Genomic DNA, 26,046 nt, shown 5'->3' with positions numbered 1-26,046 from the left:
CCGGCGCTTTCCTCGTCATATTCCTGTGTACGAGCACTGCGAACCCATCACCCGCCTACAAGGAGTAGTCCCCATGGTCAGCGTCAGCCGTCGCTCCCTTCTCGCCCTCGGTGCGGCCCTGCCGGTACTCGGGCGCCTGGATTGGGCGGTCGCCAGCCCTTCGCCGACCAAGGCCGACACGGTGCGGCTCAATTACAACGAAAGCCCCTACGGCCCCTCAGCCGCCGCCCGCGAGGCGATGCAGCGCGGGGTTGGCATTTCCGCGCGTTATCCCTACAGGCACATGTACGCGTTGGCCGCGCTGTTTGCCCAGCAGCAAGGCATTGCCGAAGAACAGGTGGCGGTGTTTGCCGGCTCCATGGCAGCCCTGCGTTACGCGGTTTTGGCGTTCACCGGCCCAAGCCGCGGCCTGGTGATGGCCACGCCGTCCTACGAAGTGCCGCGCCAGGCTGCCGAATCGTGGCAGGCGCCGGTGCACGAGGTGAGCCTGGACGCTGCGCACGCGCATGACCTGCCGGCGATGCTCGCAGCCGACCCCCAGGCGGGCATGCTGTATGTGTGCAACCCCAACAACCCGACTGGCACGCTGACGCCGCCCGAGGCGCTTCGACAGGCCTTGGCGAACAAACCCAAAGGCAGCGTGTTAGTGGTGGACGAGGCCTACATCGACTTCTCTGAGGCGGCCAGTTGCGTCAGTTGGGTCAAGGACCACGACGACGTGTTGGTGCTGCGCACGTTCTCGAAAATCTACGGCATGGCCGGCGCGCGTCTTGGCCTCGCGATCGGCCACCCGGCGCTGCTGGAACGGCTGGCGGTGTTCGGCGGCGAGAATGTGCCGGCGGCTTCCACGTTGCTCGGCGCCCGCGCAAGCCTGGAAGACATCAAACTGCTACCGCATCGCAAGGCGCTCAACACCCAACTGCGTGATGAAACCGTGGCCTGGCTGCAGGGCCGGGGGTTTACCTGCACGGCGTCGCAGAGCAATTGCTTCATGATCGACGTAAAGCAACCAGCGGAGCAGGTAATTGAACGGCTGGCCGCACACAACGTACTGATCGGGCGCGTGTGGAAAGACTGGCCGCAGTGGGTGCGTGTAACCGTGGGCAATAAACACGAGATGCAACGCTTTCGTGAGGTTTTTGCGGCGCAGGTGACCTGACCCGAAAGGCCGGTGTAAATCGTCACTGGCTGCCTGTGGTTGGCTTGCCCCACTAAGCACTGGACACGGCTGTTACGGCATGTTCCATTCGTGCCTTAGTGTTAGAGATATTTCCTACGATGTGAGTCGACTCTGATCAGAGGCTTCGGGATTGAAGCATTGCTGTCAGAGCGTTAGCCTCATCGTTGTCAATCATCAGGGACGACAATCATGCGACGCGATGGTCAAGCCAGTAACACCCTGTCCATACAGCCCGCCGATGTACGCCAATTGCTCGATGCCGAGCTGACCCGGCGTGGGTTGGGGCACTTCGAGGTTTACCAATGTGGGCCGACGCTGGACGAAGCGGAAATCATCACCAATTACCCCGATGTGCTGGACAGGGCCGACTCGGCGGATGGTTTTTACCAGCGTGGCCAATTGCTGTCCTTGTCCAAGGGCCGCGTAAAACCGTTTTTCTGGAGTGATGAAAACCTCCTCACGCCTGCCGCTGAAGCCGTCCCGGTGCCCGGCCCGTGTGCGCCGGTAGGCGAAGGCGCGAGCTTTATCGTGCATGGCAACCGGGGTTTTTACTCGATCCTCAACTTGTGCAGCTTCGGCGAAGAGCAACAATTTCGCGACACGGTGCTGGCCAACAAAAGTGAGCTGCAGATGCTGCTGGTCTCGGTCTACGACGAAGCCCTGGAACGCTGCGCACCAGCACCCGTACCCGCCGCGCCGGCGCACGACAGCGTACTGACGCCGCGAGAAACCGAGGTATTGACCTGGACCAGCCTGGGCAAAACCTACAACGAAATAGCACTGTTGGCCGCCATGAGCCCGCGCACCGTCAAATTCCACATGAAGAACGTCTGCAGCAAGCTGGATGTCACCAACGGCAAGTCGGCAATCCGCAAGGCGCTGCACCTCGGTTATATCAGCGAACAGGCCTGATCCCCACGCATCCCTGCATAAACCTCACGCTCGCCGGTGTTTTTTCACCGGCGAGCGCTCGCGTATGCGCGTCATTCGGGCCTACCTGTCTAAAAGGGCAGCTTGTTCGCCATCGAGCGGTGCTTTAGTTTTTTTGCAGCCAATGAGTCTAGCTCAGGCAAAAAATAACAATAGCTGCAACACCGCAAAAAATACCTGCGCCCAGCAATGAGCACGGTGTTACAGCGTGCCGCTTAATTATGGAGTGATTATGCTGGTCGATAAGAATAACGAACCTGCTGGCGAATACGCGGCGGGCATTTCCCGTGAAACCTTCGGGATGCTCAAGCATCTGTGCAAAAAAGATAACTACCACTGGGCCATCGCGTTGGGTAAGGACTACGCAATCATTGCCTTCGCGATTTACCTGTCGTTGGGTATCAGCTATTGGTTTTACCCGGTTTCGCTGTTTCTGATTGGCACCACAAAGCGTGCCCTGGCAAATGTGCTGCACGAGTCCGCGCACAAAATGTTGGCCAATAACCGCGCGATCAATTGGGTTTCCGGTACGTTCCTGTCGGGCTATCTGATCTTTCACCTGCACCAGTCCTACAGCACCTCGCACATCAAGAATCACCATGTGCACCTGGGCCATCCGGAAAAAGACCCGGACTACAACTTCCACCTCAAATGCGGGCTGTACTACGTCAAGCAGAGTGAACGTGAGTTCTTTCTCAAGAACGTCGTGATGGCCTCGTCCGGCTACCGGACCGTGCAGTACATCAACTACATCATCAAGGACCGCGTGAAAGCCCAAGGGGCAGACAAAAAGCTGCGCAACGAACGCATCATGCTGTGGGCTTATTGGGCGGTAATCGTTGCGGTTGCCGCATGGTTCGGCGTGGTCGCGCAACTGCTGCTGTTTTGGCTGGTGCCGCTGTTCACCACCGCCGTGGCCGTGGGCTGGATCATTGAGTTGGCCGAGCATTACCCGTTGCCGGCCGCTGAGACCGAGAAGCTGCTGCTAACGCGTAATCGCAAGGGCAACGCGTTGGAAAACTTCTTTTTCGGTCGCCATGACGACAACTACCACTTGGTGCATCACCTGCACCCGGCTATTCCTCACTGGAACATGCGCACGCCCGATGACCTTGCGGCGATCCTCGCCACCGGCTGCAAAGTCCGCTTGGTCAAAGGTGTCTATGCTGAGCCGGCGGCCATTGCGTTGCCGCGTGGCGAGCAACTGAATGAGCGTTACCTGGGCTTGCTGGACCGCATCAACGGCGCCAGCACGAACTACGCCTTTGCCACGCAAGACCCGTTGCTGGTGCAAGAAATCCTCACCAGCCAGGTCGCCAGCCGAGGCGAGCTGGAGATGCTTCACGGTGTGCGCCCCGAGCTGATCAAGGCGATCAAGGACCAGGGCCAGGTCAAGACCCGAGTATCAGCGGTCTACGGCACCCACTGGTACTTGCACCTGTTGCACCGCGTGGCTGAATTTCCGCAGAACATTTTTCTGGCGCTGGATGACGTGGCGTCGCCGCAACCGTCCGCAACCGCCACTCACTACTGAAAAGGACATCCTCATGAAACAGTACGTCGCGTTGGTTGATGTCTACTCAAGCGGTAACTTTCTGCCGCAGTTCTTCCATGAAGCGGGCATCGGCCTGATCCACGTGCAGAGCACGCCGCAACTGATGCCGAGCATGCTTGGGCCGAACCTCTCAAAGTTTGAACACAACCTGATATTCGACGGCAACCCCGAAGACGTGGTGCGCGGCCTGCGCGAGTTCAACGTGATCGCAGTGGTCGCCGGCCAGGAACCTGGCGTGCCGTTCGCCGACTATTTGGGCGAGCAATTGCAATTGCCATCGTCGAACGGCAGTGCCGGTTCGCGGGCACGCCGCGACAAGTTCGAGATGATCGGCAAAGTCGCCGCCGCCGGCCTGTTGACCGCGCGGCAGATCAAGTCCGCCGAGCCTGCCGAGTTGTTGGCCTGGGTGCAGGACGGCCAGGTGTTTCCCTGCGTGATCAAGCCGCTCAGCTCAGCCTCGACCGACGGCGTGTCGATCTGCCACAACGTCGACGACGTTAAGCGTGCCTGCGAAGAAGTGGTGTCCAACCTCGATATTTTCGGCCTGGCCAATACCGAAATTCTCTGCCAGTCCTACCTTAAAGGCCCGGAGTACATCGTCGATACCGTCAGCCGTGACGGGCAAACCTACGTCTGCGGTATCTGGCGTTATGTGAAACGTGAAATCAGCGGTGGCAAAAACATCTACGACCGCGACGTGCTGATTGCGCCTGACAGCGCAGAGGCCAACGTTTTAGTGGGTTACATCGTCAAGGTGCTCAAGGCGCTGGGCATCAATAACGGCCCGGCCCATTCGGAAGTGATCCTCACCGAAGCCGGCCCGGCGCTGGTGGAAGTCGGCGCACGCTTGAACGGCAACATGGAACCTGCCTTCCATGACATCAGCCTGGGCGGCAACCAGGCGCAACTGACTTACCTGGCGTATTGCGACGGCGAGGCGTTCAAGGCGGGCTATGCCGGCAAGCGCTACCACAAGCTCAAGGAAGCCTGCGTGATCAACACCGACACCACGTTGCAAGGCGAGGTGACGGGCTTCAACGAAGCGGCCATTCACCTGATCGAGGCGTTGCCCTCGGTGCATAAGCTGAGCTTCAAATACAAGGCCGGCAAGTCGATGAAAAAAACCGTGGACCTGCTCAGCAGCCCGCTGCGGGTGTTCCTGGTAGCGGAAAACCAGCGCGCTATTGACCAGGATTACGAACAGATTCGTCAGAACAAAGATAACGTGTATGTGATCCGCTGATGGGCACCTATCGCGCGTTACGCGGGCTCAATGCACGCTTGCAGGCACTGTTCCTGATTACCCTGGTGTTTCGCATGGGCACCATGGCGTTCCCTTTTTATGCGGCGTACCTGATTCATCAGCACGCCGTATCAGCGGGCACCGCCGGTTTGCTGGTGGGCGTGTACGGCGCGGGTGCTTTGTTTGTGGATTTGATCATCGGCGCGGTGATCAAGCGCTTTACCGCCAACCGGGTCATCCTCGGGTCGTTGCTGCTCAACGCGTTGCTGCTGATGGTCATCCCTTCGGTGGATAACACGGCGGCGCTGTTTGTGTTGTCGTTTGTCTGGGGCGCTTGTTACGAGGCCTTCACGCCCGCGACGTTCTCCGAAACCGTCACCCACAGCAGCAATGAGACGCGCAAAGTGGCGTTCTCCTGTAACCGCCTGGCCATCAACATCGGCATGGCGATTGGGCCGTTGCTGGGCAGCCTGATTTTCTTGAGCAACGCCGACGCGGTGTTTTATCTCAACGCGGCGTTGTCGTTGGTTGCGTTCGGCGCTTGCCTGCGGTTTGGGCGCGCGGTGCCGGTTACGCCGCAAGCGGCCGTGGTGGGCAAAGGCAACGGTTTGCCGGAAAGCGCACCGCACGAGCGTTCGCGGTTGTGGGTGATTTTGCTGGCAGCGTTGCCGGTGCACATCGCCTACGCGCTGCCGCCGACGTTTCTTTCGGCCTACATCATCAATTACACCGAGTTGCCAGCCTATTACGTCGGCATCATTTTCTTCATCAATGCACTGTTGGTGATTCTGTTCGAAGTGCCGATCAACCAACGCATGTCGCACCTGTCGAGCAGCCGCTCGCTGGTGGCCGGTTTCCTGCTGGCGGGTGTGGGTTTCTTCCTCATGGGGTTCAGCCACATCGGCGCGCTGTTACTCGTGGCCACGGTGCTTTGGAGCCTGGGCGAGATGATCGTGTTCCCCGGCATCACCCACTATGTCAGCAGTATTTCCAGCCGGCATACCGTCGACCGCAACCTTGGCTACTACTCGGCGGGCGTGAACATTGGGGTCATGATCACGCCGTCGCTGGCGTTCATGTTGGTGTCCCAGCCATCACTGCCTTCGCCGTGGCTGTTGGCCGGGAGCGTGTTGCTGTTGTTCGCGGTGGCAGTGGGCGTGATGAAAAGCTCGACTCTTTTGTGGAACAAGGAAGCGTGAAATGAATATCGTGCATTTGAACACCGCCGGTGCGGGCTTGATGTCGGCGGGCACCCTGAATGCGATCCGGCGCTTTACGGCCATAGAGGCTCAAATGGGCAGCTATACGTGGCCGGTGCGCGGGTGCTGGAGATCGCTGAGAAGAGCTTTTCGGCCCTGGTCGGCTTGCACACAGCGTTGCAAGAGTACGCGCAGGCAGGCGCGAAAGTGAGCACGGAGCCCTACGCGTTGCTCGTGCAAGAATTACGACGCCTGCCGCAGTTAACCCTGCTGTGTGAGCAGTTTGAGCAAACCGGGATTGTCTCGTTCGTGCCGCACAACCTGCCGGCCAAGGCATTTGTCGGCCAAGCCCGCGAGTTGGGGCTCAACCTGTGGGCGGGCACTGCCGCCCATACGCCGTTGCTGTTGAAGGACCTCGGCGCGAGCCATTTTGTGCGCGCCTCGGTGGGCCGGCATATCACCCTCGCGCAAGTCGAACAGGCGCTGTTGACCCTGCGCAGCGTGTAGCGCCTGGCACTTACTGTGCGGCGATGCTGTAACCGTCAAACGCGCTTTGCTGTTGCAGTGCGGTCACGATGCTTTTGCGCGTGACCGGCTGCTCCACGCCACTGTTGTCGACGAAGGTTGCGTTTTCCAGCTCCGCCTCACTGCCTTCACCCACAAATGTGAAGCCCAGGAACTCCAGCGCTTCACGGTCAACATTAAGCTTGGTGCGCGGGGTGCGCAGCGCCAGGGTGACGCTGACGTCATCTTTGCTGATCACAAACACTTCAGCGTCTTTCTTCGGCCGTGCAGCTTTGCTCTTGCCGGTACTTGGGTTGCTGATGGCCTGGTGAGACTGGTTCAGCACCTTGAGGGCCAGGCCGTAGACCAACTCCTGAAACTGTGGGTCGTCCTTGAAGCTCGACAGGATGCGGCTGATCGAGAATTTGCTGCTGAGGTCTTCCAGCGCAATGTTGTCGGCGGCCTCGGCGTCCTTCAGTTGCTTGAGCTGGCCCATCAGGTCATAGGCCTTGTCGTCGTCGAAGGCGTCCTGTGCCTGGCGGATAGCCACGCGCAGCTCGCGGATCTGGTCGCTTTCTTTCGAGGTGTGAAATGCGTCCAGGACCATCTCGCTGATGATCTTGGCGGCCGGCACATGCTGTGAAAGATTGATGGCGTTTTCGTATTCAGCTTTGGATTGCAAGGCGATCACGGATGCTTCTGCGGATTCGGACATTGAAATTTCACTACTTCAGTAAACGGGACAAAAAAGCGTCGCGCATTTTCAGCGGGGAGGGGGATCAGGTCAAGGCGGCACACTGCCCCTGTCGCGGCGTTACTCCGACACGCTGTCCTTGCCCGCCGCCTTGGACCGATACAGCGCTTGATCGGCGCGCTCCAGCAGGGCCGCGGGTGACTCTCCCGAAAGCCGCTCTACGACACCCTGGCTCAGGGTTAATGTGTGGTTGCCCACGGCGGGAACTTCGATGATTTTGCGACGAATCCTTTGCGCCAGTTGCCTGGCACTGCCCAAGGTACTTTTGGGCATGACCACCACAAATTCATCCCCGCCCCAGCGAGCCAGCAAGTCACCTGGGCGCACACAGGCTTCCAGCGCTTCCACCACGTGCACCAGGGTTTGGTCGCCGACGCCGTGACCATGCTGGTCGTTGATCGGCTTGAAGTCATCAATGTCCATGGCCACCAGCGCGAGCGGCAAGCGGAAGCGCTCGGCACGCTCGCACTCTTCCAACAGCACATTTTCCAGGCGATAACGGTTGGCGATGCGCGTCAGGGTATCGCGCTCGGCCAGCGAGCGGTTTTCGTCCACTTGCAGTTGCAACTGCTGGTTGACCCGCGACAATTCACGGGTGCGTTCAGACACCAGCGTCTCCAGGGAGTGATTACGCTTTTGCAGCATGTCGAAGGAGTGTTTACGCGCCTGAATATCGCGTTGTGCGCCGACCATGCGCGCGACTGAACCGTCGGCGTTACGCGAAATCACGTAGCCATGGTCCTCCACCCACATATACGTGCCGTCTTCCTTGAGGCAACGGTATTCGACTTGGTAATGCGTGGCGCGACGATGGATGTATTCATCAAACTCCGCCATGACCTGAAGATAGTCATCGGGGTGGATCACGCTTTCCCAGGTGAACACGCTGTTCTCCAGGGAATGACGGGCGTAGCCAAGCATGTCGTACCAGCCGGGGTTGCGATAAACGAAACCGCTGTTGGCGTTCCAGTCCCATATGCCATCGCTGACCAGTTCCATGACGGCATGCAACATGTCGGCGTTCAGTTCGGAAAAATCATTCCTGTTGCCCGGAGCATCGTCCATTTTGCACGGTTTCCTGCGTTGGCTGGCGCGCAGGCCAGTCATTATTGACGCCGAGACTCCGGGGCTAACTTTACTGTACATCGGATTGGATAGATTGAGGGGGATGCTTTAGTCGAATGGCTATGCGCTATTGCCTGAATCGAAAGCGGGGGCGCTACGTCTTCATTTGTTTGGCGATAAAAAAACCGGGTTAATTCCAATTTAATCTGTGTAGACACCATGCCTGGCACTTTTTGACTGCCACGCATGGTGTCAAAAACAACCGCGGTTCAAAAATCATCCCCCGCGCCCGCCCCGCAGGTGTTCTCCCGTGGTGTGGTTGCGCCTTCCTTGCCCTGTTCAACAAAGGCTGCCCGATTTTCTGCCACCACATTACGCAATGCGCTGTAATAATCCGGCAGCTTCTGCAGGCTGTCGGTCAGTGGCAACAGTGATGCTCGCGTGTCCAGCGTGCCGCCCACCAGGCTGACGGTGCCTAGGGTTTGCACGGCGTCGCTGTCGCCCAGTGGGGCCACCAGGAAGCTCAAGACCTTGCCGGCGGCATCGCGGCTGTTGCCGGTGCCCAGCAGCGGCAACTCGACGATTGGGCCGTTGCCCATGCCCCATACGCCGAACGTTTGGCCGAAGTCGGCGCTGTGGCGCGGGATGCCAAGGCGGTCGGAAACATCAATCAACCCCAGCACGCCCACCGTGGTATTCACTGCAAACCGCCCGAGGGTATTGACCGAGCGGCGAGCGTTACCTTGCAGCACATCATTGATAAACACCTTCGGCTCGCTGAAGTTACTCGAAAAGTTATGCACACCCTGCTGGAAAAAGTCCGGCAGTTGGCGGTAACCACGCGCCACGGGCGCCAAGGCGTAGTTATCTACCGCTTGGTTAAACGCGAAAACTCCACGGTTGACCGGCTCCGCCGGGTCATACACAGGGCCGGTCACTGGCGCGCAGCGCGTGGTGGGCGCCACATCGGCCGGGGTTGCACAGCCCGTCAGGTAAGCAACACTCAACAGCAGCACTGCCTGGCGAGTCAGATGTTGGGGGTACGTCAACGAACGCATGGGCACAGTCTCCGCAAAAGGGAGGCCGATACTGGCAGCCATGCCTTGCGCAAAGATGTCTGGTTTATTGCGCGGTTGACGCTTTGTTGCACGGTTGAAATATATGACGGGCCGCGTCGAATGGTTTTAGATGGCACCTCGACCCAGCCAAGTGATGCCCGCCGGTGAGCAACCTTTTAATCGTGGACGATGACCTCGAAGTCCTCGCACTGCTGAAGAAATTTTTCCTGCAACACGGCTATGCGGTCGAGACTGCGGCCAGTGGCGTTGAGCTGTGGGCGGCCATTGAGCGCCAGCCGGCCGACTTGATAATCCTCGACCTGATGTTGCCCGGGGACAACGGCTTGCTGTTGTGCCAGCGCTTGCGCCAGCAGCACGCCACACCCGTCATCATGCTGACGGCCATGGGCGAACTGAGTGACCGCGTGGTGGGCCTGGAAATGGGCGCCGACGATTACCTGAGCAAACCTTTCGATGCCCGCGAATTGCTGGCCCGCGTGCGTGCCGTGTTGCGCCGGGCGGGTGAAAGTCGGCCACCGATGGGTGAGGCATCCCGCCCGTTGATTCGATTTGCCGGCTGGCAACTGGACCTCACGCGGCGTGAATTACGCTCGCCCGACGAAGTGATGATCCCGCTGTCCTCCGGTGAGTTTGATTTGCTGTTGGTGTTTACCGAGCACCCGCAACGCGTGCTGACCCGCGAACAATTGCTGAACCTGGCGCGCGGCCACAGCCACGACGCGTTCGACCGCAGCATCGATGTGCAGGTGAGCCGCCTGCGGCGCAAGCTGGAGTTTGATACCAAGCGCCCGGCAATGATTCGCACGGTGCGTAACGGCGGCTACCAATTCACCGCCAGCGTGACACGTTCATGAGGCGCCTGCCCGGCGACACGGTAGCTCGCTGGATCGCGCTGACCATTCTGATTGCGATGTTCACCGCACTCGCGTTCAACGCAGTGTTTGTGCAATTGGCCGGCGTTTGGGCGCGGCCACCGTTGACTGAAACCGGGCTGCTGGAAAAAATCGCGGTGGTCGTGCGGGTGGTCGAAGCGTCCGCGCCGGCACAGCGACCGCATCTCGCGCAGGCGGTTGGCGATGCACAGTTCAGCGTGGCGTGGGCCACCGCGCGCGAGGGCTTTAATCTGCCCGCGTTGCGAGACCCGGGTTTCCATTCAGGCGACGAGACCTTCAAGCAACTGCTCCTGGGGCCGCCCCGACTGATGGAAGCCTATGAACCGTCGGATTGGCCGGGCGACGAGGGCCACTACGTGCTGTTGGTGCAACTGCTCGACCATTCCTGGCTGATGTTCAGCGCAACGGCGCGTACGTGGGGCCTGACGGACGGCCAACGCAGCGTCATCGTGGTGTTGCTGGTATTGATCTCGACCGCCTTGGTGACGCTGGTGGCCACGCGACACTTGGCGCGACCGCTGCAGCACTTCACTCAGGGCGCACGGCGCTTCGGCGCCGACTTTCGCGCGCCGCCGATCGAGCCGGTCGGCCCTCACGAAATTCGCCAGGCTATCCTCGCTTTCAACAGCATGCAGGCTCAGCTACAGCACTTCATCCAGGACCGCACGCAAATGCTCGCAGCCATTTCCCACGACCTGCGCGCGCCCCTCACGCGCCTGCGTTTACGCGGCGAATTCATCGAAGACGTCGACCAGCAACAGAAACTGTTTCGCGACGTGGATGAAATGCAGGCGATGATCAACACCGCCTTGGCATTCTTCCGCGACGACGCGCGCCTGGAGCAAGCCACCCAGCTGGATTTGGCCGAACTGCTGCAAACCCTGATCGACGACTACCGCGACCAGGCCATCGACATCAGCTTTCGCGGGCCCCCCCGGCTGGTGTATTTCGGTCGGCCCCTGGGCCTTAAACGCGTAATGACCAACTTGGTGGACAACGCCGTCCACTACGGCCGGACGCCGGAAATAGAACTGCTGCAGCGACCCGGCGAGGTAGTGATACACGTGCTGGACCGCGGGCCTGGCATTCCTGCCGAGCATCGAGAACAGGTATTCATGCCGTTCTATCGTCTGGAAGGCTCACGCAACAAAAGCACCGGCGGCGTAGGGCTTGGCCTGTCTACCGCCCGCGCGATTGTGCTGGAGCACGGCGGCACGCTGACCCTGGCAGATCGCCAAGGCGGCGGCCTGACGGCGGTAGTCGTGTTGCCGGTCTAACCTGTGGCAAGCGGGCCCTGTGGCAAGCCCGCTCGCCACAAACACACATCCGCTCGCCTATCCAGCCGTCGGCTGCTGATATCCGTTGCTAGCCTGTGCAAGTGTTTATTTTTCGACAGGGCAAAGGAATGCATCTTCAACCAAACTCTCATCTACTGCGCCGCGGCCGTTATTCCGAGCCCGGCCGCGCTTACCTGATCACCGCCGTAGTGCATGAGCGAAGGCCGTTATTCAGCGATTTTTACCTGGGCCGGTTATTGGTCGAAGAGCTTAAGCAGGCTGATGAATCAGGGCGGGTCAACTCGCTTGCATGGGTGATCATGCCGGATCATTTTCACTGGTTGCTGGAGTTGCAAGAGACGGATTTAGCCGACGTTATGTGCCGTATCAAATCACGCAGTACGCTGTGCATAAACCGTGCGCGCGGCAGCACGGGGCCATTCTGGCAACGTGGTTACCACGACCGCGCAGTACGCGCAGAAGACGACCTTAGAAAAATCGCACGTTATGTGATTGCCAACCCGCTTCGTGCCGGATTAGTTGAGCACATCGGGGACTACCCACTGTGGGATGCAGCCTGGCTCTAAAAGCTGCGCAACACTCCCGTGGCAACCGGGCTTCTGTGGCAAGCGGGCCCTGTGGCGAGCGGCCTCTGTGGCAAGCGGGCTTGTGTGGCGAGCGGGCTGTTGTGGCGAGCGGGCTTGCTCGCGTTGGGCTGCGCAGCGGCCCCATAAATCCACCGCGGTCTCCCGGATAAACCGAGTTGTTTGGTTTTGGGGCCGCTACGCAGCCCAACGCGAGCAAGCCCGCTCGCCACAACAGCCCGCTTGTCACAGGAGCCCGCTCGCCATAGGCGCCCAGCATCTATCAGGTAAACAACCCGTCAACCGCCTTGGGCACGGTAAAGCGGAATTCACTGCCTTTGCCCAGCTCACTTTCAGCAACGATCATGCCGCCGTGCGCCTGGATGATGCCTTGGGTGATGTAGAGCCCCAAGCCGCTGCCGTTGGGGTTGTTTTCGGTCTGTGTCCAGTAGCGTTCAAACACATGCGGCAATTGCTCAGGCGCGATGCCTTCGCCGGAGTCGCGCACCGAAAACAACACATCGTCGCCGTCGCTTACGGCGTTGATGTCGATGCTGCCCAGGCGCGGGGTAAATTTGATTGCATTGCCGACCAGGTTCGACAGCACCTGGAACAAACGCTCCGGGTCGGCATTGATGTGCAGGCCGGGTGCTGTGTTGAACGACAGTTCGATGCCTTTCTCCATCGCCAGCGGCGCGAGCAACGAATAGGCCTCTTCAAACATATGGCTGACGTCGAGTGCCACCGGCTTGACCACATAACGCCCGGCCTCGATTTTTGAGGTGTCGAGCAAGTCTTCCAGCAGCACATTCATGCGCCCGGCAGCCTGTTGCATGGTGTCGATGGCCGACGAAATACGCCGCGAAGTGTGCGGGCCTTCAGAGCTGAAGGTCTTTTGCATCATGCCGCAGAGCATCGAAATAACCGTCATCGGGTTACGCAGGTCGTGGGACACCACCGCCACCAGCTCATCACGCGCACGCACCGCTTGCTGCTCGCGCAGTACCTGGCGCGCCAAGTCGTTTTCGAGCGCCGAGCGGCGCAGGTCGTTGGCGGCAAACAGGTCGCCATGGCTCCACCGGGTGGAGATGCCGGCCATTTCCACTTTCCAGATTTCAAACGAGGTCCGTGGGCGCAGGCGCATACCGGCGTCGGAATTGTCCAGGTCCAGCGGTTTGTCCGGGTTACCGCTCCAGTTGATGTTCTCTTTCACTTCCGGGCGAAACCACAGCACGCCGTTGTCCACCGGCTTGGGCAAACTCATCGCCAATACGCCACTGGCCACCTGCTGATAGTCGAGCGCGGGCGGGTACACCGAGACCAGGTTGTGGCTTGCAAACACTGGTGTGCCGCGCGCTTGCAGCCACGTGTGCAGCGCGCGAATCTGCGCCGGCGGTGGGCAATCGCCGTAAACGTGCAGTTGCTTGTCTTCGATGATCGCCACGCCGCTCGAATGGGTCAGCTCCATCAACCTTTGCGGCTGCTGGGCCAGGCTCTCGAACACGCCTTGCTCAGAGGCTTTCATCGCCTGGTCAAGCAGCGCCAGCGCCTCGACTTTTTCTTCGCGCTGACGGCTGATGTCCAGTGCCTCCATGGCGCTGATCTGCAACGACAGCACCTGGCCGATGGTTTGGCACACGGTGCGCAGGTCATTGGGCACCAGCAACGGCTCGCGGTTGCCGCAACTGATCAAGCCCCAGAGTTTGTCGCCCTTCATCAACGAGATGCTCATGGACGACAGCACGCCCATGTTCTGCATGTACTGGCAGTGAATCGGCGACACACTGCGCAGCGTCGCGAAGCTTAGATCCAGCGGCTGGCCGGTGTCCGGGCGCAACGTGGGCAACAGCGGCACCGGCTCGTAAGCGGCATTCGGGATAATGCGCAGCCAGTTGGTGCGATACAGCTCGCGGGCCTGCTCGGGGATGTCGGACGCGGGAAAAAACAGCCCGTTGAACAGCTCCATCGACGGCGCCGAGGCTTCGGCAATTACCTGGCCATGGCCTTCATCTTCAAAGCGATAGATCAGCACGCGGTCGTAACCGGTGATGGCCTGAATTTCATTCACGCTGATTTCGTAGAGTGCTTGCAGGGTTTTCGCCGACTGCAAACGTTGCAGCATTTTGCCCAAGTCACTGATACGGCCATTCAGCGCGCGCGGCTTGAAATTTTCGAGCCTGGGTTCGAACTCCAGCACCAGCACGTGTTGATGGCGATGCAGCAGGCCTTCGAATGGCGCACCGTTGAGCGTGACATACAGCGGCGGCGCGTCGGAAAACGTGTTGTCTTCAGCCATGGCGCGCACGGCCTCGGCCTGTTCTGCGCCAATCAACGTGTGCAGCGGCTGGCCCAACAGCGCCTCTGGCGCGTGGTTGAACAAGCTGCCCACATTGGCACTGACCTGGATGATGTTCAGGTCGGGCTCCGACAACGTCAGCAACACACCGTGAGGCTGAATCGCCCCCGGGAAGCGAATGGGTTCGTCGGCACAGTTGGCAAGCAGTTGTTCAAAATCGTCGGGTTTCATAGCAGTACCTCCTGGCTGGCGAGCCATTGCTCAAAGCAACTAAACGTTGCACACGCCGCCATCACCGCGTGCTGCTTGGCGGCCGTGCTCAGTGGCTGGCGGCCCAGGTAATCGAGAAAGTCTTTCCAGCGTCGACCGGTCTCGGCGCCGTACACGTTGAGAAATGCGCCGCCGTTGTTCGCGTCGAGGTCCAGGCGTCGGGCCATTTCGCGGCGCAGCACCTGGCCACCCAATGTCGCGCCTTCCAGCACATACAGGGCGCCAAGGCAGGCGGCGGGAGTGGCCAGGGTCGGCAGTTCGCAGCAACGCGGCAGGGCGCCGACAGCCATGTCACTCAGGCCAAGGGCGTGCAGGTCGTTGACCAATGTGGGGGTTTTCACACGTAAAGCGCTGTCAAATCCATCCGGGATCAAGCCACCGTCAAACAGCGCCGCTTCCATCGGCCGATAAAAACCGTAATACGCCTGGAGCAGGCGCTGGTACCAATCGGCATCCAATTGCTCGGAAAAAAACGGCAGGCGTTTTTCCAGCGCGACATGCAGCAGGCCCGTGCCTGAGCGCAACGCTTCCAGCAATGACGGCGCAGCAACCTCAAGGGCCTGTGGATGCATTCAATAAGCTCGAACTGTGGGCCTTTCGGCCATGAATGACGCGAGTAAACAGGCGCCGATTCTACACAACTGATTGCCGCCGACTGTACGCATTAGGCGAAAAGGCTGACCTGCGAATCAGAAAAGTCGCACCTGGCGTACTTAATGACCACAAAGCAGGTCCACACGTTCGGTTTAAGTGATGTCGCGACGACATCAATGCAGCCACGCGCCCTGTTGGGTCAGGGCTGTTTGTACGCACTCAACCAGGTGTTCGGTACTCCACGGCTTGGGCAAAAAACGCACGGAACTGCCCAGTTGCGCCGCGAGCTTGGCATTGCCCGAGGTCAGCACCACCGGCATCGATGGCCAGCGATGCGCCACTACTCTGCTCAAATCATAGCCGTTGAGCAGCCCCGGCATCTGAATATCACTGACAATCAGGTCAACCGGGTCATCGCCGCGCTCCAGATAGATCATGCCTTCATCCGCCGAGGGAAAAGACGTGACCTGCGCACCCAACTCTTCCAGCACATTTACCATTAACGAGCGAATGATCTCGTCGTCTTCCAACACTAAAATCGATGGCTGAGCCATGATCCTTCTCCACCATCAGGGTTCAGTTAGGTGGAGTGGGGCGTGCGGGGTTAGGTTCGATTGGATGTGTTCCAGGCGATGGGTGGTCATTTAGAGGGTTTGGTTAGTGCATCGTCACGGCGCATGCAGCCCTGACAAACAGGCATAATCGTCAGTAACACCCGCTGTGGAGTCCCCCATGAAATACGCTTTACTGAGCCTCGCCGTCATCTTCAACATCAGCCTCAACTGCGCCACGGCTATCGCGGCAGGCGATGCCGAGGCGGGCGGCAAGTTGTTTACCAAGACCTGCGGCGGTTGCCACAGCGTTGGCGAAGGCGCGCGCGGCGGCTTTGGCCCCGAGCTCAACGGCATTATCGGCCGACCCGCCGGCACCGCGCCCGACTATCAATACTCCGACGCGATGAAAAACTCCGGCGTGGTCTGGACGCGCGACAAGCTCGCCGCCTATATCGAGGCGCCGAAAAAAGTGGTCAGCGGCACGCGCATGATCTTCTGGGGCATCAGCGACCCGGAAAAGATCGAAAACATCCTGGCGTACCTCGAAACCTTCCAGCCCAAATAATCATTCGCGCACATTCTTGAACAGCATCAACCGCGCACTCTCATGCAGCCCGCGCGTCAGCCCCTGCAGGCGCTGAAATTCCTGTGGATGCTGCTCGGCCACATCCTCGCGCGGCGTTTGCGAGGCCAGGTCATGCAGGGTCGGCGAACTGCCGTCGTGCTGCATCTGCAGCAAAAAGTCTTGGGTCACGCCGCCGATTATCGGGAACGTGCCTTCGTGCAACACCAACGGCACCATGCGCTCGCCTTCCGGCGCCGGTTGCTGAATGTCGCGGCCCATCGCGCCATTGCGAAACGGCACGCCGGCCATGCCCGCTACCGTTGGCAGCAAGTCCGCCAGGCCCACGGCTTCTTCAATCACCCGAGGTTGCAGGCCAGGGGCATGGATCAGCAGCGGCACGTTGTTGCTTTCCAGGCCCAGTTGTTCAAAGGCGGGCAGCATGTGCGGGATCTGGCTGATGCGCGTGTTGTGGTCGCCGAAAAACACAAAAATAGTGTTGTCGTAATAGCCGCCGGCCTTGGCGATTTCCATTAAACGGCCGATGTTGAAGTCCAGCAGGCGCACCGCGTTGTATTGCTCGACGCTGCGCGAGCCAGCTTCCTGCGCTTGTTCCAGGGTCACGTTGCGCACCTCAAAACCATCGTTTTGCTTGGGGATAGTGAACGGGCGATGGTTGCCGGAGGTTTGCAGGTACGCGAAGAACGGCTGGTTTTTGGGCACGGCGCGCAGCAGTTGATCACCTTCCTTGAACAGGTCCAGGTCAGAAATGCCCCACACATCGACCCGCGGCGAGCGCCAGTAGCTTTCCTCAAACAGTTGCACGCCGTCGATGCTCTGGCGGATCAAGGCGTTGATATTCGCCCAGCCGGCGTTGCCGTTGATCATGTACAACTTCTGGTAGCCCTCGAACGCGTTCACCAGCGTGTGTTGCCGCGTGATCAGCGGGTTGCGCGTGGCGGTCTCGTGACGCGTCACATCGGGCACGCCGGTTAGGCTGGCCCATACGGTTTTGGCGGTGCCGGTGACGGGCACATAAAAGTGTTTGAAGAACCAGCTTTGCGTCGCCAGTTGGTCCAGGTTCGGCGTAGGGTTCAGCGGGTTGCCGTAGGCGCCGACGGCGCTGGTGCCGAGCGATTCAAGCATCACGAAGATCACATTGGGCGGGCGATCACCCGGCAGACGATAAGGCTGCACACCTTGTTCACGGGTAAAGTTGAGTTGCTGAGGGTCGGGCTGGTCGACGCCCAAGTAGTGCGCCACTTGCGGGTAGTGTGCGCGCACCTGGGTTTCATCGAACTGCGATTGGCCGACCTTGAACGTGTCATACAAAAACAGCACCGGGTTCAGGCCCACCGCGGCGACTTGGTTATTGCCGGAAAAGAACGCATCGCTCCAGCGCAGCGGCACCGGGTTTTCCAGGTTCAGGTTAGCGACGCGACCGAGCAACGCCAGCAGCACGGCGACCACGCCCACCACGGCCACCGAGGCCAGCGCCCATTTGCTGCTCGCGGTGGGTTCACGGTCTAGGGTCAAGCGCTCCAGGCACACCAACGCCCACACCCACAGCGCCACCGCCGCCAGCCAACAGGCGGTTATCCACAGCACCGGGTAGGTTTCCCAGACCATCTGTTGAGAAATCTGCGCGTCTTGCAGGTAGCGCAACACCGTCGCGTTGAGGCGCACGCCGAGGTAGGCGTAATGGCCGAAGTCGATGATGTACACCAGGCCGACCACGGCCAATGCCAGCACCAAATAGCCGCGTGCCAGCCAACGCAGCGCGGGCAGGGTGGTCAGGTTCCAGCGCGGCAGCCACGCGAGTACGGCCAGCGGCAGCAGGATCAACACCGCCAGTCGCAGGTCGAAACGCAGGCCGATGCCCACGGTTTCCAGGAGTGCCGGGGTGTTTAAGTCGAGGCCGGAAAAAGCCAGCACAAACACCAGCCGCAACGCCGCGAGTAACACAAACACCAGCCCGATGGCCCCGACGCCGTAGCGCAGGCGACGCGATTGCAACGCACCCATTATTAACCTCTGTTCAATTTCATAAATCCCACGAGACACCTGTGATTGCGGTGGGTCAGTAGTGCATTTTTTTGCGGGTAGACCGCCATCGCGAGCAAGCCCGCTGCCACAGGTTGAATTGCATTAGGCCGGCGATGACGCAGTAAACCACTAGCAGCGGATCGACCAGGTAGTCCCAGTAGTTTTCCGAGGCCTTGAGCCGCAGCGCGAACGCCAATGTGCCGATGGCCAACATCCACACCGCCAGCGCGTTACGCAGCCACAGCATCAGCAACGCCACTGCGCCCACCAGCACAATCATTGGCCTTGGGTTGAAGCCCCAACGGTAAGGGTCGACATACGTCAGCCCCATCGTGGCCGGGTACAGCACAAGGCTTAGCACGCCAAACAGCAGCAACATTTGCACTTGATGTGTGCGCCCAAGCGGCTGCACCACGCCTAACCTGCACAGCGTCACCCACGCCAGCAACACCAACGTGCTGATGGCCAGGTCATCGGTAAAGCTGCGCACAAACGCCGCCACGGGCAGCTCATTGACCGGGATAAAACTCACCACCACCAACATCGGCAACAACCACGGCCGCCACGGTGCGGTAAATCGAAACAGGCTTAAGAGCACAAACCCGAGCAGTACAAAACTCAAATGGGCTTGCCAGAAGGCCGTCATCACAAGCGCTCCTCCAGCCAGGCTTCGTTGAAGCTGACATGTTTGATAAAGGTGTTATTCCACGAGTACACCAAGTGATACATGCCGTCCGGGCTGCGGCTGAAGTACGGGTACTCGTACTCGAAATCGCAGCCACGCGGTTTGCATACGCGGTAGTCCAGGTTGCTCAGAAAACGCTGCTCCAGCGGCAAGCGTTTGGCGCCACTGGAGGCGCGAAAACCTTCGCCGATAATTTCCTTGTAGGCCTCGGGCGAAAACGGCTGGCCTAGCGGGTCGGGCGATTGGTCCAGCTCCACCACCGTGCGCCACTGGCTGAACCGGGCGTCGGTGCCATAAAGGCTGAGCTTGAAACGGCCGTCTTGCAGGTCGTTGAGGGCCACCAGCAAACCGTCATCCTGGGTGGCCACCGCGGCCAGCGATGAGTTGGGGTTGGCCGGTTCCAGCGGGTAGGGCTCGCTCCAGGTTTGCCCGGCATCTTCGGTGCGGCTGGCAAGCACGCGGTGATGGGTCTCGCCGGCGTAGCGCAACATCGCCACCGCGCGTTGGCCGTCCAGCGGCACGATGGTCGGTTGCAGCGAGTTTTTACCGCGGCTGATGCGGAATTTGTCGATCACCGCACCGTCGGGGCTCAAGTACAGGTACTCGGCAAACTTGCCCATCAACTCGTGGTACACCGGCAAGCCGATCGAGCCGTCAGCATGGAACACCGGCGCGGCGCGCACCAACGTGCTGATATTAAAGAACGGTGACGTCACCAATTGCCTCGGCGCCGTCCAGTTCGCGCCGAGGTCCTCGGAGACCATCACGTTGATCGCGCTGGTGGCCCAGCCACCGACCGACACCGACACATAAAACAGCCACAGGCGTTTATCCGGCCCCAGCGCAATCACCGGGTTACCGAGTTTGCGAATGTAGCGCTGGGTGCCGTCGCGGGTACTTTCGCGCGTGGCCAGCACCTGTTCGGCGCCCCATTCGGCACTGCTTGCATCAAACCGCGCGGTGCGCACCTGCACATCGGCGGCGCCTTCGCGCGAGCCTGCAAACCACACCGCCATCAAATCGCCGCCGGGCAGCGCGGTGACGGACGAGGCATGCACAAAGTCGGTGAGCTCTGAAGACACAAAACGGCTGGTGTATTGCGGCGCTGCCGCCACCTTCGAGGTGTTCGGGCTCGCCTGGGCAAAGGGTGCCAGTACGTGGGGCGGATGGCTCAGCCAGGCGGCAATGAATACGCCCAGCAGGCTGCAGATCAGTAAAGCGGAGCGCATAAAGAACCTGTCGGAAAGAGGATTACTGCGCACGTTCATCCGGCAGGCGCTTCCTGCGACCGGTGAGCATGGATAACGGCAGGTTGTCCCGCACCTGGACGCTTTCGAACACCGCTGCCAGTACATGCACGCAGACCAAACCGAGCAACACATTGGCGGCGGTCTCGTGCACCTGCAGCGGCCAATCGGCGCCCCACAAGGCGTCGACTTCCTGCATCAGGAAACCGCTGGTGCCGATGGTCAGCAATGCCAGCAACATCAACAGCATCACCAGTGCGCCAATCGGCGAATGGCCGAGCCGATGCAGCGGTCGCCCGTTGACCAAACTACGCGCATGGGCGGCGAGCCGTGCAGGCGTTGGCCAGAAATCTGACCAACGCGCACTGCGCGGCCCAACGAACCCCCACACGCTGCGCACCAGCAGCCAGGCCATGGCGTAGTAGCCCAGCCAAACGTGCCAGTCGTCGCCTGCTTCGTTAAAGAAGAAATTGGCGACAAAGACCCCGGCGATAGACACATGAAACAGCCTCACCAAAGGGTCCCACAGGCGCAGGGAATCGCCTGGCATCAGCCCTTGATCTCAGTCTTCACGGCTTTGCCGGTGACCGGGTCGTGGTAGATTTCGACTTTGCGCTTGTCCTTGTCAAAGCCGTAGATCTCATAGCAATTGCCGTCGGTGACCTTGAATTTGCTGATCTCATAGCCTTCGGCCTTGAGCTTGTCCTGAAACACCTTTTGGTCTTGCCATTGCGAGCGCTCGGCGGTGGTGCACTGCGGGCCGGCGACGGCCAAGGGGCTGGCGATAATCAGGGACAACAAGAGAATTTTGCGCATGGAAAAGCTCTCAGCAGATGTGGGAGATTGCACAGTGCAAAACCAACCTTAGCGCAACCTTAGTTGGCAATGAGCCGTAACATCTTTCCCGGAATAGCCCGCGCCAGAACCCGGCATGATGCCGCCGATTCCTACAGAGATTCCGTTATGCGCCTACTCCTCGTCGAAGATGATCGCGCCCTCGGCCAAGGCATTCGCGTGGCATTAGGCGCCGAAGGCTACACCCTCGACTGGCTGCAGGATGGCCTCAGCGCCTTGCATGCCCTGCGCACCGAAAGCTTTGATTTGCTGCTGCTCGACCTCGGCCTGCCGCGCCTCGATGGCCTCGACCTGTTGCAGCAACTGCGCGCCGAACAGCACGACTTGCCGGTGCTGATTCTGACCGCACGCGACGGCACCGCCGAACGCATCGCCGGGCTCGACGCGGGCGCCGACGACTACCTGATCAAACCCTTCGACGTCGAAGAGCTCAAAGCCCGCGTGCGTGCCCTGTTGCGCCGCAGCCAGGGCCGCGCGCAACCGCTGCTGGAACACGCCGGCGTCAGCCTCGACCCGGCCACCCAACACGTGCGCTACCAAGATGAAGACATCATCGTCACCCCGATGGAATACCAACTGCTGCACCAACTGATGGTGCGCCCCGGCAAAGTCGTGACCCGCGAGCGCTTGTCCCGCGCGCTGTACGGCTGGCAAGACCGCGTGGAGAGCAACACCCTCGAAGTACTTATCCACAACCTGCGCAAAAAACTCTCCACCGAGCTGATCCGCACCGTGCGCGGTGTCGGCTACGTGCTGGCGCTCAAACCATGACCTCGGTTCGCGCGCGTATTCTCATCCCGGTGCTGGTGCTGATACTGCTCGGTGACGCCCTGATCAGTTGGCTGGTACTGCGTGACAGCCACCACGAAATCGAAGAAGTCTACGACGCCCAACTCGCCCAAAGCGCCCGCCTGTTGCAAGGCGTGCTGCGCCAACGCGACCCCGGCGAGGCCGACTGGAACCGCCTCTACCAAGCCTTCGACCACGCCATGAGCCGCGTCGGCGAAGAGGGCGTCGCCCACCCCTACGAAACCCGCCTGACCTTCCAGGTATGGCGCACTGATGGTGAATTGTTGGTGCGCTCTGCCGAGGCGCCAGTGCTGGCTGCGCCGCCCACCACCCTCGGCTCCCACGACCTGATCGACAACGGCAACGACTGGTGCGCCTTCCTCCTCGCCGACCCGCAACAGGGCCTGCTGATTTGGGTGGGCGAGCGCGATGACATTCGCCAGGACCTGATCGAACGCATCGTGCGCCACACCCTGTGGCCCACGCTGATCGGCGTGCCACTGCTGACCCTGTTGATCTGGCTGGCCATCGGCTGGGGCCTCAAACCGCTGCGCGCCATGGTGCTATCCATTCGCGGGCGCAACACCGACACCCTGCAACCGCTGCACTTAAAGCCTCTGCCAACCGACCTGGAACCCATGCAAACCGCGCTGAACCGGCTGTTGGTGCAAGTGGATGAGCTGCTCGACCGCGAACGCCGCTTCATCGCCGACGCCGCCCACGAACTGCGCACGCCACTGGCGATACTGCGCATCCACGCGCAAAACGCGCAAAGCGCCGCCACCGAAGAACAGCGGCGCGAAGCACTGGACTTCCTCGTCAACGGCGTCGACCGCGCCACCCGCATCGGCAGCCAATTACTGACCATGGCGCGCATCGAACCGCACCTCAGCAACCCCGTGTGCAAACGCGTGCAACTCACCGAACTGGTGCGCGAAGAACTCGCTGAACTGACACCGCTGGCCATGGAAAAAGGCGTGGAACTGGTGCTCGAAGGGCAAGAAGAATGCTGGGTGCAAACCGAACCGGTGGCATTGGCGATTGCGCTGCAAAACCTGGTGACCAACGCGCTTAACTTCTCACCGGCCGGCAGCGAGGTGCGCGTGGTGATTGGTGCTAATTGTTTGAGCGTGGAAGACCAAGGGCCGGGGATTGATGAGGCGGAATTGGGGCGGTTGTTTGAGCGGTTTTACAGCCGGGGGAACGCGAATGGCGCGGGGTTGGGCCTGGCGATTGTGGAGATGATTGTAGGGAAGATCGGCACGCGGTTGACGTTGCAGAATCTGGCGACGGGTGGGTTGTGTGCGCGGTTGGTGTTTGAAGAGAAATCGGTGGGATAGGCAGGGAAATAATCTGCATAAAAAGGGTGCCGGAATTTTGAGGAAACATCTGACTCAGGATCAGGAAGCACCCTGCATTAAGTGCGTGCCGGTCTATCGTAGCCTGCGGCCAAATTGTCATCAGATGTAAGGGGCGCGCATGATCGATCCGCTCATCAAAAATAGCCTCTCGGACTACACAGAACACGAATTTATAAGGTTCCTGGAAGCGCTGTTTAAGGCGGATGTTTCGCCGAGCGAGGCCCGCGCTGATGCGCTTTTATTCCACTTCAGGAACATTATTGGGCACCCTAGTGGTGCGGATCTGATCTACCACCCAGAGCCGGGTGCTGATACTTCGGCGCAAGGAATTACCCGCACGGTTAAGGAATGGCGGAAAGCTAATGGGTTGCCGGGGTTCAAACCGGGCTGTTAACGCAGTGGTGCAAATGCACCGAACAAATGCGGGTTCTGTGCTTGGAACGATTTAAACGTTTGGTATTTCCAGCGTTCACCGCCTGGGTCTTGATCCGTTGCGGTGACTTCGCCGAAGTACCAACGCTCTGACTCGAAAATATCTCCGTCTTCATCCTCGTGGGTAAAGTGAAAACCTACTTCGTGAAGCCCAGGTGGGAGAGTCAGGTGCCATTCATGGGCGAGGCTCCGGCCAGTGATTCGGGTTTGGCGAAAGTGGTCGTAGTTGAAAGGTTGGGTGTGACCGAGGTGGCGGGCTTTGTCGGTGTAGACACAGACTCGGCTTGAGAACATATCCGGAACCATTACGCAGGCGACAACCCAGCAATCAAGCGCTTGCTCTTGTCGTGCGGCAAGCAGGTGGCCTGAGACATTGATTAACTGTTGAGCACAGTGCGCCAGAATTTCCGGCGTGGTTTGTTTGCCCTCAACAAGATTTTCGATGACGGGAATTCTTTCGTTTACGTAGTCGGGTTTTGACGGTAGCTCTTCGTAGAAGTAGCCTTCGAAGCTGTTGGCCCAGCGGCTCAGGGCTCTGAGGTGCCTGGGGATGTTGCGGAGTTTTTTGTCTGTGAGTGAAAGTCTGCGCATGAAATTGAATGCTCTTGGGTTGGGTTACTCGTGTGCATCTTCGTAATCGAATGCGACGAAGTAGTCGCTTTCTGAAAGCGCAATTTCATGAGAGAAGAGCGGTTGTACATTCGATAACCAATCCTGGCGGAGTTCGAATATGCCGTTATTGACATCCTCCTCTATTGATAGCCCCAGCGTTGTAACGGCGGAATAGTCGTCTCCTTGGTCCGCTGAGGACTCGGCTCCTAGTATCAATTGCGTGGTCCTGTCGAACCATTCCAGTCTGACTTTAAGTCCCATGTACCCTCACAAGTATTTTTTGATGTTCCGTTTTTTCTTCGCCGGTTTCAGCTGCTCACCGGTTGTATGGCTGAACGCGCCAAGGTGGCTGCCATCGCTAGCTAGGTATGCTTCCAGCTCGCCGTGTTGCGAGTCCCATTCATAGATTGTCCGCCCCTTTTCATCTATCCAGCGCTCTCTCAGCCCGGCGCCACCCTGCCTCGGAGTCATGGGCTTCACTTTCGTCAGGTTTTCAAAGCCGGTTATCTGCCCGATATTTGGAGCTTTGTGGTACTTGTGGTCCCCAGCCCGAACACTCACCACTACATACAGCGGCCGAACACCCGACTCCGCCGGGAACACCAGAATAAAGTCCCGGTACTGCGGTGGATAAATCGGGTTTACCAGAATCTGCGCAGCTTTCTCGGTCGGCGGATAAATCCATATCACCGGTGCTTGTGGCGCGGCCTCCAGTGCCGGAATACCCAACGTATCGCCTGGATCAACCGCGGGCGTCCATATCAGCTCAACGTCCTTACCCAAATCCGCCACAAACTGATCGCCACGGTTTTGGAACTGCACCACGTCGATCATCTGCCAATCGGCATTATTGCCTGTGTAAAACCCATACCCTTTGAGCGTGCCGTCTTCGCGCTGCTCGACATGCAAACGCATCTGCGACCGCGCCCGCTGCATCGAGCGCAATTGCTCCTCGCTGTAGAGTGCGCTGTCGCCCAGCTCGGATGGCCACGCCAGCGCCACCAAACCCGCCAATAAGCCACCGGCCATAGTGCCAACGGTGCTGGCAGCCGACTCCAATACCACCGAGCGCAACGCCAACTGCCCCAAACCAACGGGCAGTGCGCTGCCGCTGATCCTGCGCAGCGCAACCGCGCCCTGGCTGTCCACCTCGCGCCCACCCAACAGGCTGAAATGGCCGTAGTCCTTGATCAGCTCCAGCGGCACATGACCGGTGGGATCGTTGTAGCGAATGATGCCGTCGGGCAGTTGGCAGGGTTTGGTGAACGTGCAGCCACAAGGCTTGGCCAGTGTTGGCGCTGGCATCGGTGGCGCGTCGAATACCGCTATCGGCGGCGAATAGGCCGCCCGCTTCGGCTGCGGGGTCAGGATGCGCCGTTTGAGTTGTTCTTCTTCGGTGATGGGGTAAGAGCGTTCTGACATGACGGGCTCACTTCCTTGTGCGAAGGAGTGAGCCTACGAGGGGGAATCAGACGCCGAT

Annotated in this window: 27 protein-coding genes; 13 read left to right on the top strand and 14 right to left on the bottom strand. The window is 59.8% G+C overall.

The window, feature by feature from the left end; all coding sequences use genetic code 11:
• Window positions 1-73 precede the first annotated feature (73 nt).
• From AO240_RS05835 to AO240_RS05810, 6 genes are all read left to right on the top strand, one after another.
• Window positions 74-1,159 carry a pyridoxal phosphate-dependent aminotransferase gene (locus AO240_RS05835; protein WP_099235525.1) on the top strand — a complete coding sequence of 362 codons (1,086 nt, stop codon included), beginning with the start codon at window positions 74-76 and terminating at the stop codon, window positions 1,157-1,159.
• A 210-nt stretch (window positions 1,160-1,369) separates the two neighbouring features.
• Window positions 1,370-2,092, top strand: a complete 723-nt coding sequence (locus AO240_RS05830; RefSeq protein ID WP_099235524.1) for a LuxR family transcriptional regulator — start codon at window positions 1,370-1,372, stop codon at window positions 2,090-2,092.
• 250 nt (window positions 2,093-2,342) lie between these two features.
• Window positions 2,343-3,644, top strand: a complete 1,302-nt coding sequence (locus AO240_RS05825; protein WP_099235523.1) for a fatty acid desaturase — start codon at window positions 2,343-2,345, stop codon at window positions 3,642-3,644.
• Between the two features lie 13 nt (window positions 3,645-3,657).
• Window positions 3,658-4,908, top strand: coding sequence for an ATP-grasp domain-containing protein (locus AO240_RS05820; protein ID WP_099235522.1), 1,251 nt, complete (start codon window positions 3,658-3,660; stop codon window positions 4,906-4,908).
• Window positions 4,908-6,107: an MFS transporter gene (locus AO240_RS05815; protein WP_177445783.1), complete on the top strand. Its 1,200-nt coding sequence runs from the start codon at window positions 4,908-4,910 to the stop codon at window positions 6,105-6,107. Before AO240_RS05820 ends, AO240_RS05815 begins: the two co-directional genes overlap by 1 nt.
• Before the next feature lie 123 nt (window positions 6,108-6,230).
• Window positions 6,231-6,614, top strand: a complete 384-nt coding sequence (locus AO240_RS05810) for a hypothetical protein (protein WP_177445782.1) — start codon at window positions 6,231-6,233, stop codon at window positions 6,612-6,614.
• A gap of 10 nt (window positions 6,615-6,624) precedes the next feature.
• Here the strand turns inward: AO240_RS05810 and AO240_RS05805 are convergent, their stop codons facing one another.
• The 3 genes from AO240_RS05805 to AO240_RS05795 form a co-directional block, all read right to left on the bottom strand.
• Window positions 6,625-7,326 carry a hypothetical protein gene (locus tag AO240_RS05805; protein ID WP_099235520.1) on the bottom strand — a complete coding sequence of 234 codons (702 nt, stop codon included), beginning with the start codon at window positions 7,324-7,326 and terminating at the stop codon, window positions 6,625-6,627.
• Between the two features lie 99 nt (window positions 7,327-7,425).
• Entirely contained in the window at window positions 7,426-8,430 is a 1,005-nt protein-coding gene (locus AO240_RS05800; protein WP_256585858.1) for a sensor domain-containing diguanylate cyclase, read from the bottom strand.
• Window positions 8,431-8,699: 269 nt separating this feature from the next.
• Window positions 8,700-9,488, bottom strand: coding sequence for a VacJ family lipoprotein (locus AO240_RS05795; protein WP_099235519.1), 789 nt, complete (start codon window positions 9,486-9,488; stop codon window positions 8,700-8,702).
• Window positions 9,489-9,652: 164 nt separating this feature from the next.
• Between AO240_RS05795 and AO240_RS05790 the strand changes: the two genes are divergently transcribed.
• The 3 genes from AO240_RS05790 (at window position 9,653) to AO240_RS05780 (ending at window position 12,266) form a co-directional block, all read left to right on the top strand.
• Window positions 9,653-10,363 carry a response regulator gene (locus tag AO240_RS05790; protein WP_099235518.1) on the top strand — a complete coding sequence of 237 codons (711 nt, stop codon included), beginning with the start codon at window positions 9,653-9,655 and terminating at the stop codon, window positions 10,361-10,363.
• Window positions 10,360-11,679 carry a cell wall metabolism sensor histidine kinase WalK gene (locus AO240_RS05785; protein WP_099235517.1) on the top strand — a complete coding sequence of 440 codons (1,320 nt, stop codon included), beginning with the start codon at window positions 10,360-10,362 and terminating at the stop codon, window positions 11,677-11,679. Before AO240_RS05790 ends, AO240_RS05785 begins: the two co-directional genes overlap by 4 nt.
• Window positions 11,680-11,807: 128 nt before the next feature.
• Window positions 11,808-12,266 (top strand): transposase, encoded by a 459-nt coding sequence (locus AO240_RS05780; protein ID WP_099235516.1) that lies wholly within the window; start codon window positions 11,808-11,810, stop codon window positions 12,264-12,266.
• Window positions 12,267-12,546: 280 nt separating this feature from the next.
• Here the strand turns inward: AO240_RS05780 and AO240_RS05775 are convergent, their stop codons facing one another.
• The 3 genes from AO240_RS05775 to AO240_RS05765 form a co-directional block, all read right to left on the bottom strand.
• Window positions 12,547-14,790, bottom strand: coding sequence for an ATP-binding protein (locus AO240_RS05775; RefSeq protein ID WP_099235515.1), 2,244 nt, complete (start codon window positions 14,788-14,790; stop codon window positions 12,547-12,549).
• Complete coding sequence (locus AO240_RS05770; RefSeq protein WP_099235514.1) at window positions 14,787-15,401, bottom strand: biliverdin-producing heme oxygenase; 615 nt, start codon at window positions 15,399-15,401, stop codon at window positions 14,787-14,789. The genes AO240_RS05775 and AO240_RS05770 overlap by 4 nt, the downstream gene beginning before the upstream one ends.
• A 195-nt stretch (window positions 15,402-15,596) precedes the next feature.
• Complete coding sequence (locus AO240_RS05765; protein WP_099235513.1) at window positions 15,597-15,977, bottom strand: response regulator; 381 nt, start codon at window positions 15,975-15,977, stop codon at window positions 15,597-15,599.
• 178 nt (window positions 15,978-16,155) lie between these two features.
• On the opposite strand from AO240_RS05765, the gene AO240_RS05760 reads away from it, so the two are divergent.
• Window positions 16,156-16,542, top strand: a complete 387-nt coding sequence (locus AO240_RS05760) for a cytochrome c family protein (protein ID WP_099235512.1) — start codon at window positions 16,156-16,158, stop codon at window positions 16,540-16,542.
• Here AO240_RS05760 and AO240_RS05755 read toward each other — a convergent pair whose 3' ends face one another.
• The 5 genes from AO240_RS05755 to AO240_RS05735 are packed head-to-tail and all read right to left on the bottom strand — an operon-like array spanning window position 16,543 to window position 21,333.
• Entirely contained in the window at window positions 16,543-18,564 is a 2,022-nt protein-coding gene (locus tag AO240_RS05755; protein WP_099235511.1) for an LTA synthase family protein, read from the bottom strand.
• Between the two features lie 55 nt (window positions 18,565-18,619).
• Window positions 18,620-19,231, bottom strand: a complete 612-nt coding sequence (locus AO240_RS05750) for a hypothetical protein (RefSeq protein ID WP_099235510.1) — start codon at window positions 19,229-19,231, stop codon at window positions 18,620-18,622.
• Window positions 19,231-20,499 carry an exo-alpha-sialidase gene (locus AO240_RS05745; protein WP_099235509.1) on the bottom strand — a complete coding sequence of 423 codons (1,269 nt, stop codon included), beginning with the start codon at window positions 20,497-20,499 and terminating at the stop codon, window positions 19,231-19,233. The genes AO240_RS05750 and AO240_RS05745 overlap by 1 nt, the downstream gene beginning before the upstream one ends.
• A gap of 22 nt (window positions 20,500-20,521) precedes the next feature.
• Window positions 20,522-21,067 carry a cytochrome b/b6 domain-containing protein gene (locus AO240_RS05740; RefSeq protein ID WP_099235508.1) on the bottom strand — a complete coding sequence of 182 codons (546 nt, stop codon included), beginning with the start codon at window positions 21,065-21,067 and terminating at the stop codon, window positions 20,522-20,524.
• A complete protein-coding gene (locus AO240_RS05735) occupies window positions 21,067-21,333 on the bottom strand; it encodes a PepSY domain-containing protein (protein ID WP_099235507.1) in 267 nt (88 codons plus the stop codon). Before AO240_RS05735 ends, AO240_RS05740 begins: the two co-directional genes overlap by 1 nt.
• A gap of 147 nt (window positions 21,334-21,480) precedes the next feature.
• Here AO240_RS05735 and AO240_RS05730 point away from each other — a divergent pair, with 147 nt between their 5' ends.
• From AO240_RS05730 to AO240_RS05720, 3 genes are all read left to right on the top strand, one after another.
• On the top strand, window positions 21,481-22,143 hold the full coding sequence (locus AO240_RS05730; protein ID WP_099235506.1) for a response regulator: 663 nt from the start codon (window positions 21,481-21,483) through the stop codon (window positions 22,141-22,143).
• On the top strand, window positions 22,140-23,501 hold the full coding sequence (locus tag AO240_RS05725) for a sensor histidine kinase (protein ID WP_099235505.1): 1,362 nt from the start codon (window positions 22,140-22,142) through the stop codon (window positions 23,499-23,501). Before AO240_RS05730 ends, AO240_RS05725 begins: the two co-directional genes overlap by 4 nt.
• Window positions 23,502-23,640: 139 nt before the next feature.
• Window positions 23,641-23,916, top strand: coding sequence for a bacteriocin immunity protein (locus AO240_RS05720; protein WP_099235504.1), 276 nt, complete (start codon window positions 23,641-23,643; stop codon window positions 23,914-23,916).
• Here AO240_RS05720 and AO240_RS05715 read toward each other — a convergent pair.
• Genes AO240_RS05715 through AO240_RS05705 form a run of 3 tightly spaced genes read right to left on the bottom strand, consistent with a single transcriptional unit; the run spans window position 23,913 to window position 25,988 of the window.
• The gene (locus AO240_RS05715; RefSeq protein WP_099235503.1) at window positions 23,913-24,545 is read right to left on the bottom strand and encodes a DUF3916 domain-containing protein; all 633 of its coding nucleotides are present in this window, start codon (window positions 24,543-24,545) and stop codon (window positions 23,913-23,915) included. The genes AO240_RS05720 and AO240_RS05715 overlap by 4 nt on opposite strands.
• Before the next feature lie 24 nt (window positions 24,546-24,569).
• Window positions 24,570-24,827: a colicin E3-like toxin immunity protein gene (locus AO240_RS05710; protein ID WP_099235502.1), complete on the bottom strand. Its 258-nt coding sequence runs from the start codon at window positions 24,825-24,827 to the stop codon at window positions 24,570-24,572.
• 6 nt (window positions 24,828-24,833) lie between these two features.
• Window positions 24,834-25,988, bottom strand: coding sequence for an S-type pyocin domain-containing protein (locus tag AO240_RS05705; protein ID WP_099235501.1), 1,155 nt, complete (start codon window positions 25,986-25,988; stop codon window positions 24,834-24,836).
• Window positions 25,989-26,046: the final 58 nt, after the last annotated feature.

It is taken from the genome of Pseudomonas sp. ICMP 460 (assembly GCF_002723595.1).
In the GTDB taxonomy this organism is placed as follows: Bacteria; Pseudomonadota; Gammaproteobacteria; order Pseudomonadales; family Pseudomonadaceae; genus Aquipseudomonas; species Aquipseudomonas kitaguniensis.
This window is presented reverse-complemented; position numbering and strand designations above follow the sequence as displayed.

Excerpts from the sequence above, each read along its gene's own strand:
- AO240_RS05835 (WP_099235525.1), top strand. The coding sequence starts at position 74 with ATGGTCAGCGTCAGCCGTCGCTCCCTTCTCGCCCTCGGTGCGGCCCTG.
- AO240_RS05830 (WP_099235524.1), top strand. The coding sequence starts at position 1,370 with ATGCGACGCGATGGTCAAGCCAGTAACACCCTGTCCATACAGCCCGCC.
- AO240_RS05825 (WP_099235523.1), top strand. The coding sequence starts at position 2,343 with ATGCTGGTCGATAAGAATAACGAACCTGCTGGCGAATACGCGGCGGGC.
- AO240_RS05820 (WP_099235522.1), top strand. The coding sequence starts at position 3,658 with ATGAAACAGTACGTCGCGTTGGTTGATGTCTACTCAAGCGGTAACTTT.
- AO240_RS05815 (WP_177445783.1), top strand. The coding sequence starts at position 4,908 with ATGGGCACCTATCGCGCGTTACGCGGGCTCAATGCACGCTTGCAGGCA.
- AO240_RS05805 (WP_099235520.1), bottom strand. The coding sequence starts at position 7,326 with ATGTCCGAATCCGCAGAAGCATCCGTGATCGCCTTGCAATCCAAAGCT.
- AO240_RS05800 (WP_256585858.1), bottom strand. The coding sequence starts at position 8,430 with ATGGACGATGCTCCGGGCAACAGGAATGATTTTTCCGAACTGAACGCC.
- AO240_RS05795 (WP_099235519.1), bottom strand. The coding sequence starts at position 9,488 with ATGCGTTCGTTGACGTACCCCCAACATCTGACTCGCCAGGCAGTGCTG.
- AO240_RS05785 (WP_099235517.1), top strand. The coding sequence starts at position 10,360 with ATGAGGCGCCTGCCCGGCGACACGGTAGCTCGCTGGATCGCGCTGACC.
- AO240_RS05780 (WP_099235516.1), top strand. The coding sequence starts at position 11,808 with ATGCATCTTCAACCAAACTCTCATCTACTGCGCCGCGGCCGTTATTCC.
- AO240_RS05775 (WP_099235515.1), bottom strand. The coding sequence starts at position 14,790 with ATGAAACCCGACGATTTTGAACAACTGCTTGCCAACTGTGCCGACGAA.
- AO240_RS05770 (WP_099235514.1), bottom strand. The coding sequence starts at position 15,401 with ATGCATCCACAGGCCCTTGAGGTTGCTGCGCCGTCATTGCTGGAAGCG.
- AO240_RS05765 (WP_099235513.1), bottom strand. The coding sequence starts at position 15,977 with ATGGCTCAGCCATCGATTTTAGTGTTGGAAGACGACGAGATCATTCGC.
- AO240_RS05760 (WP_099235512.1), top strand. The coding sequence starts at position 16,156 with ATGAAATACGCTTTACTGAGCCTCGCCGTCATCTTCAACATCAGCCTC.
- AO240_RS05755 (WP_099235511.1), bottom strand. The coding sequence starts at position 18,564 with ATGGGTGCGTTGCAATCGCGTCGCCTGCGCTACGGCGTCGGGGCCATC.
- AO240_RS05750 (WP_099235510.1), bottom strand. The coding sequence starts at position 19,231 with ATGACGGCCTTCTGGCAAGCCCATTTGAGTTTTGTACTGCTCGGGTTT.
- AO240_RS05745 (WP_099235509.1), bottom strand. The coding sequence starts at position 20,499 with ATGCGCTCCGCTTTACTGATCTGCAGCCTGCTGGGCGTATTCATTGCC.
- AO240_RS05740 (WP_099235508.1), bottom strand. The coding sequence starts at position 21,067 with ATGCCAGGCGATTCCCTGCGCCTGTGGGACCCTTTGGTGAGGCTGTTT.
- AO240_RS05735 (WP_099235507.1), bottom strand. The coding sequence starts at position 21,333 with ATGCGCAAAATTCTCTTGTTGTCCCTGATTATCGCCAGCCCCTTGGCC.
- AO240_RS05730 (WP_099235506.1), top strand. The coding sequence starts at position 21,481 with ATGCGCCTACTCCTCGTCGAAGATGATCGCGCCCTCGGCCAAGGCATT.
- AO240_RS05725 (WP_099235505.1), top strand. The coding sequence starts at position 22,140 with ATGACCTCGGTTCGCGCGCGTATTCTCATCCCGGTGCTGGTGCTGATA.
- AO240_RS05720 (WP_099235504.1), top strand. The coding sequence starts at position 23,641 with ATGATCGATCCGCTCATCAAAAATAGCCTCTCGGACTACACAGAACAC.
- AO240_RS05715 (WP_099235503.1), bottom strand. The coding sequence starts at position 24,545 with ATGCGCAGACTTTCACTCACAGACAAAAAACTCCGCAACATCCCCAGG.
- AO240_RS05710 (WP_099235502.1), bottom strand. The coding sequence starts at position 24,827 with ATGGGACTTAAAGTCAGACTGGAATGGTTCGACAGGACCACGCAATTG.
- AO240_RS05705 (WP_099235501.1), bottom strand. The coding sequence starts at position 25,988 with ATGTCAGAACGCTCTTACCCCATCACCGAAGAAGAACAACTCAAACGG.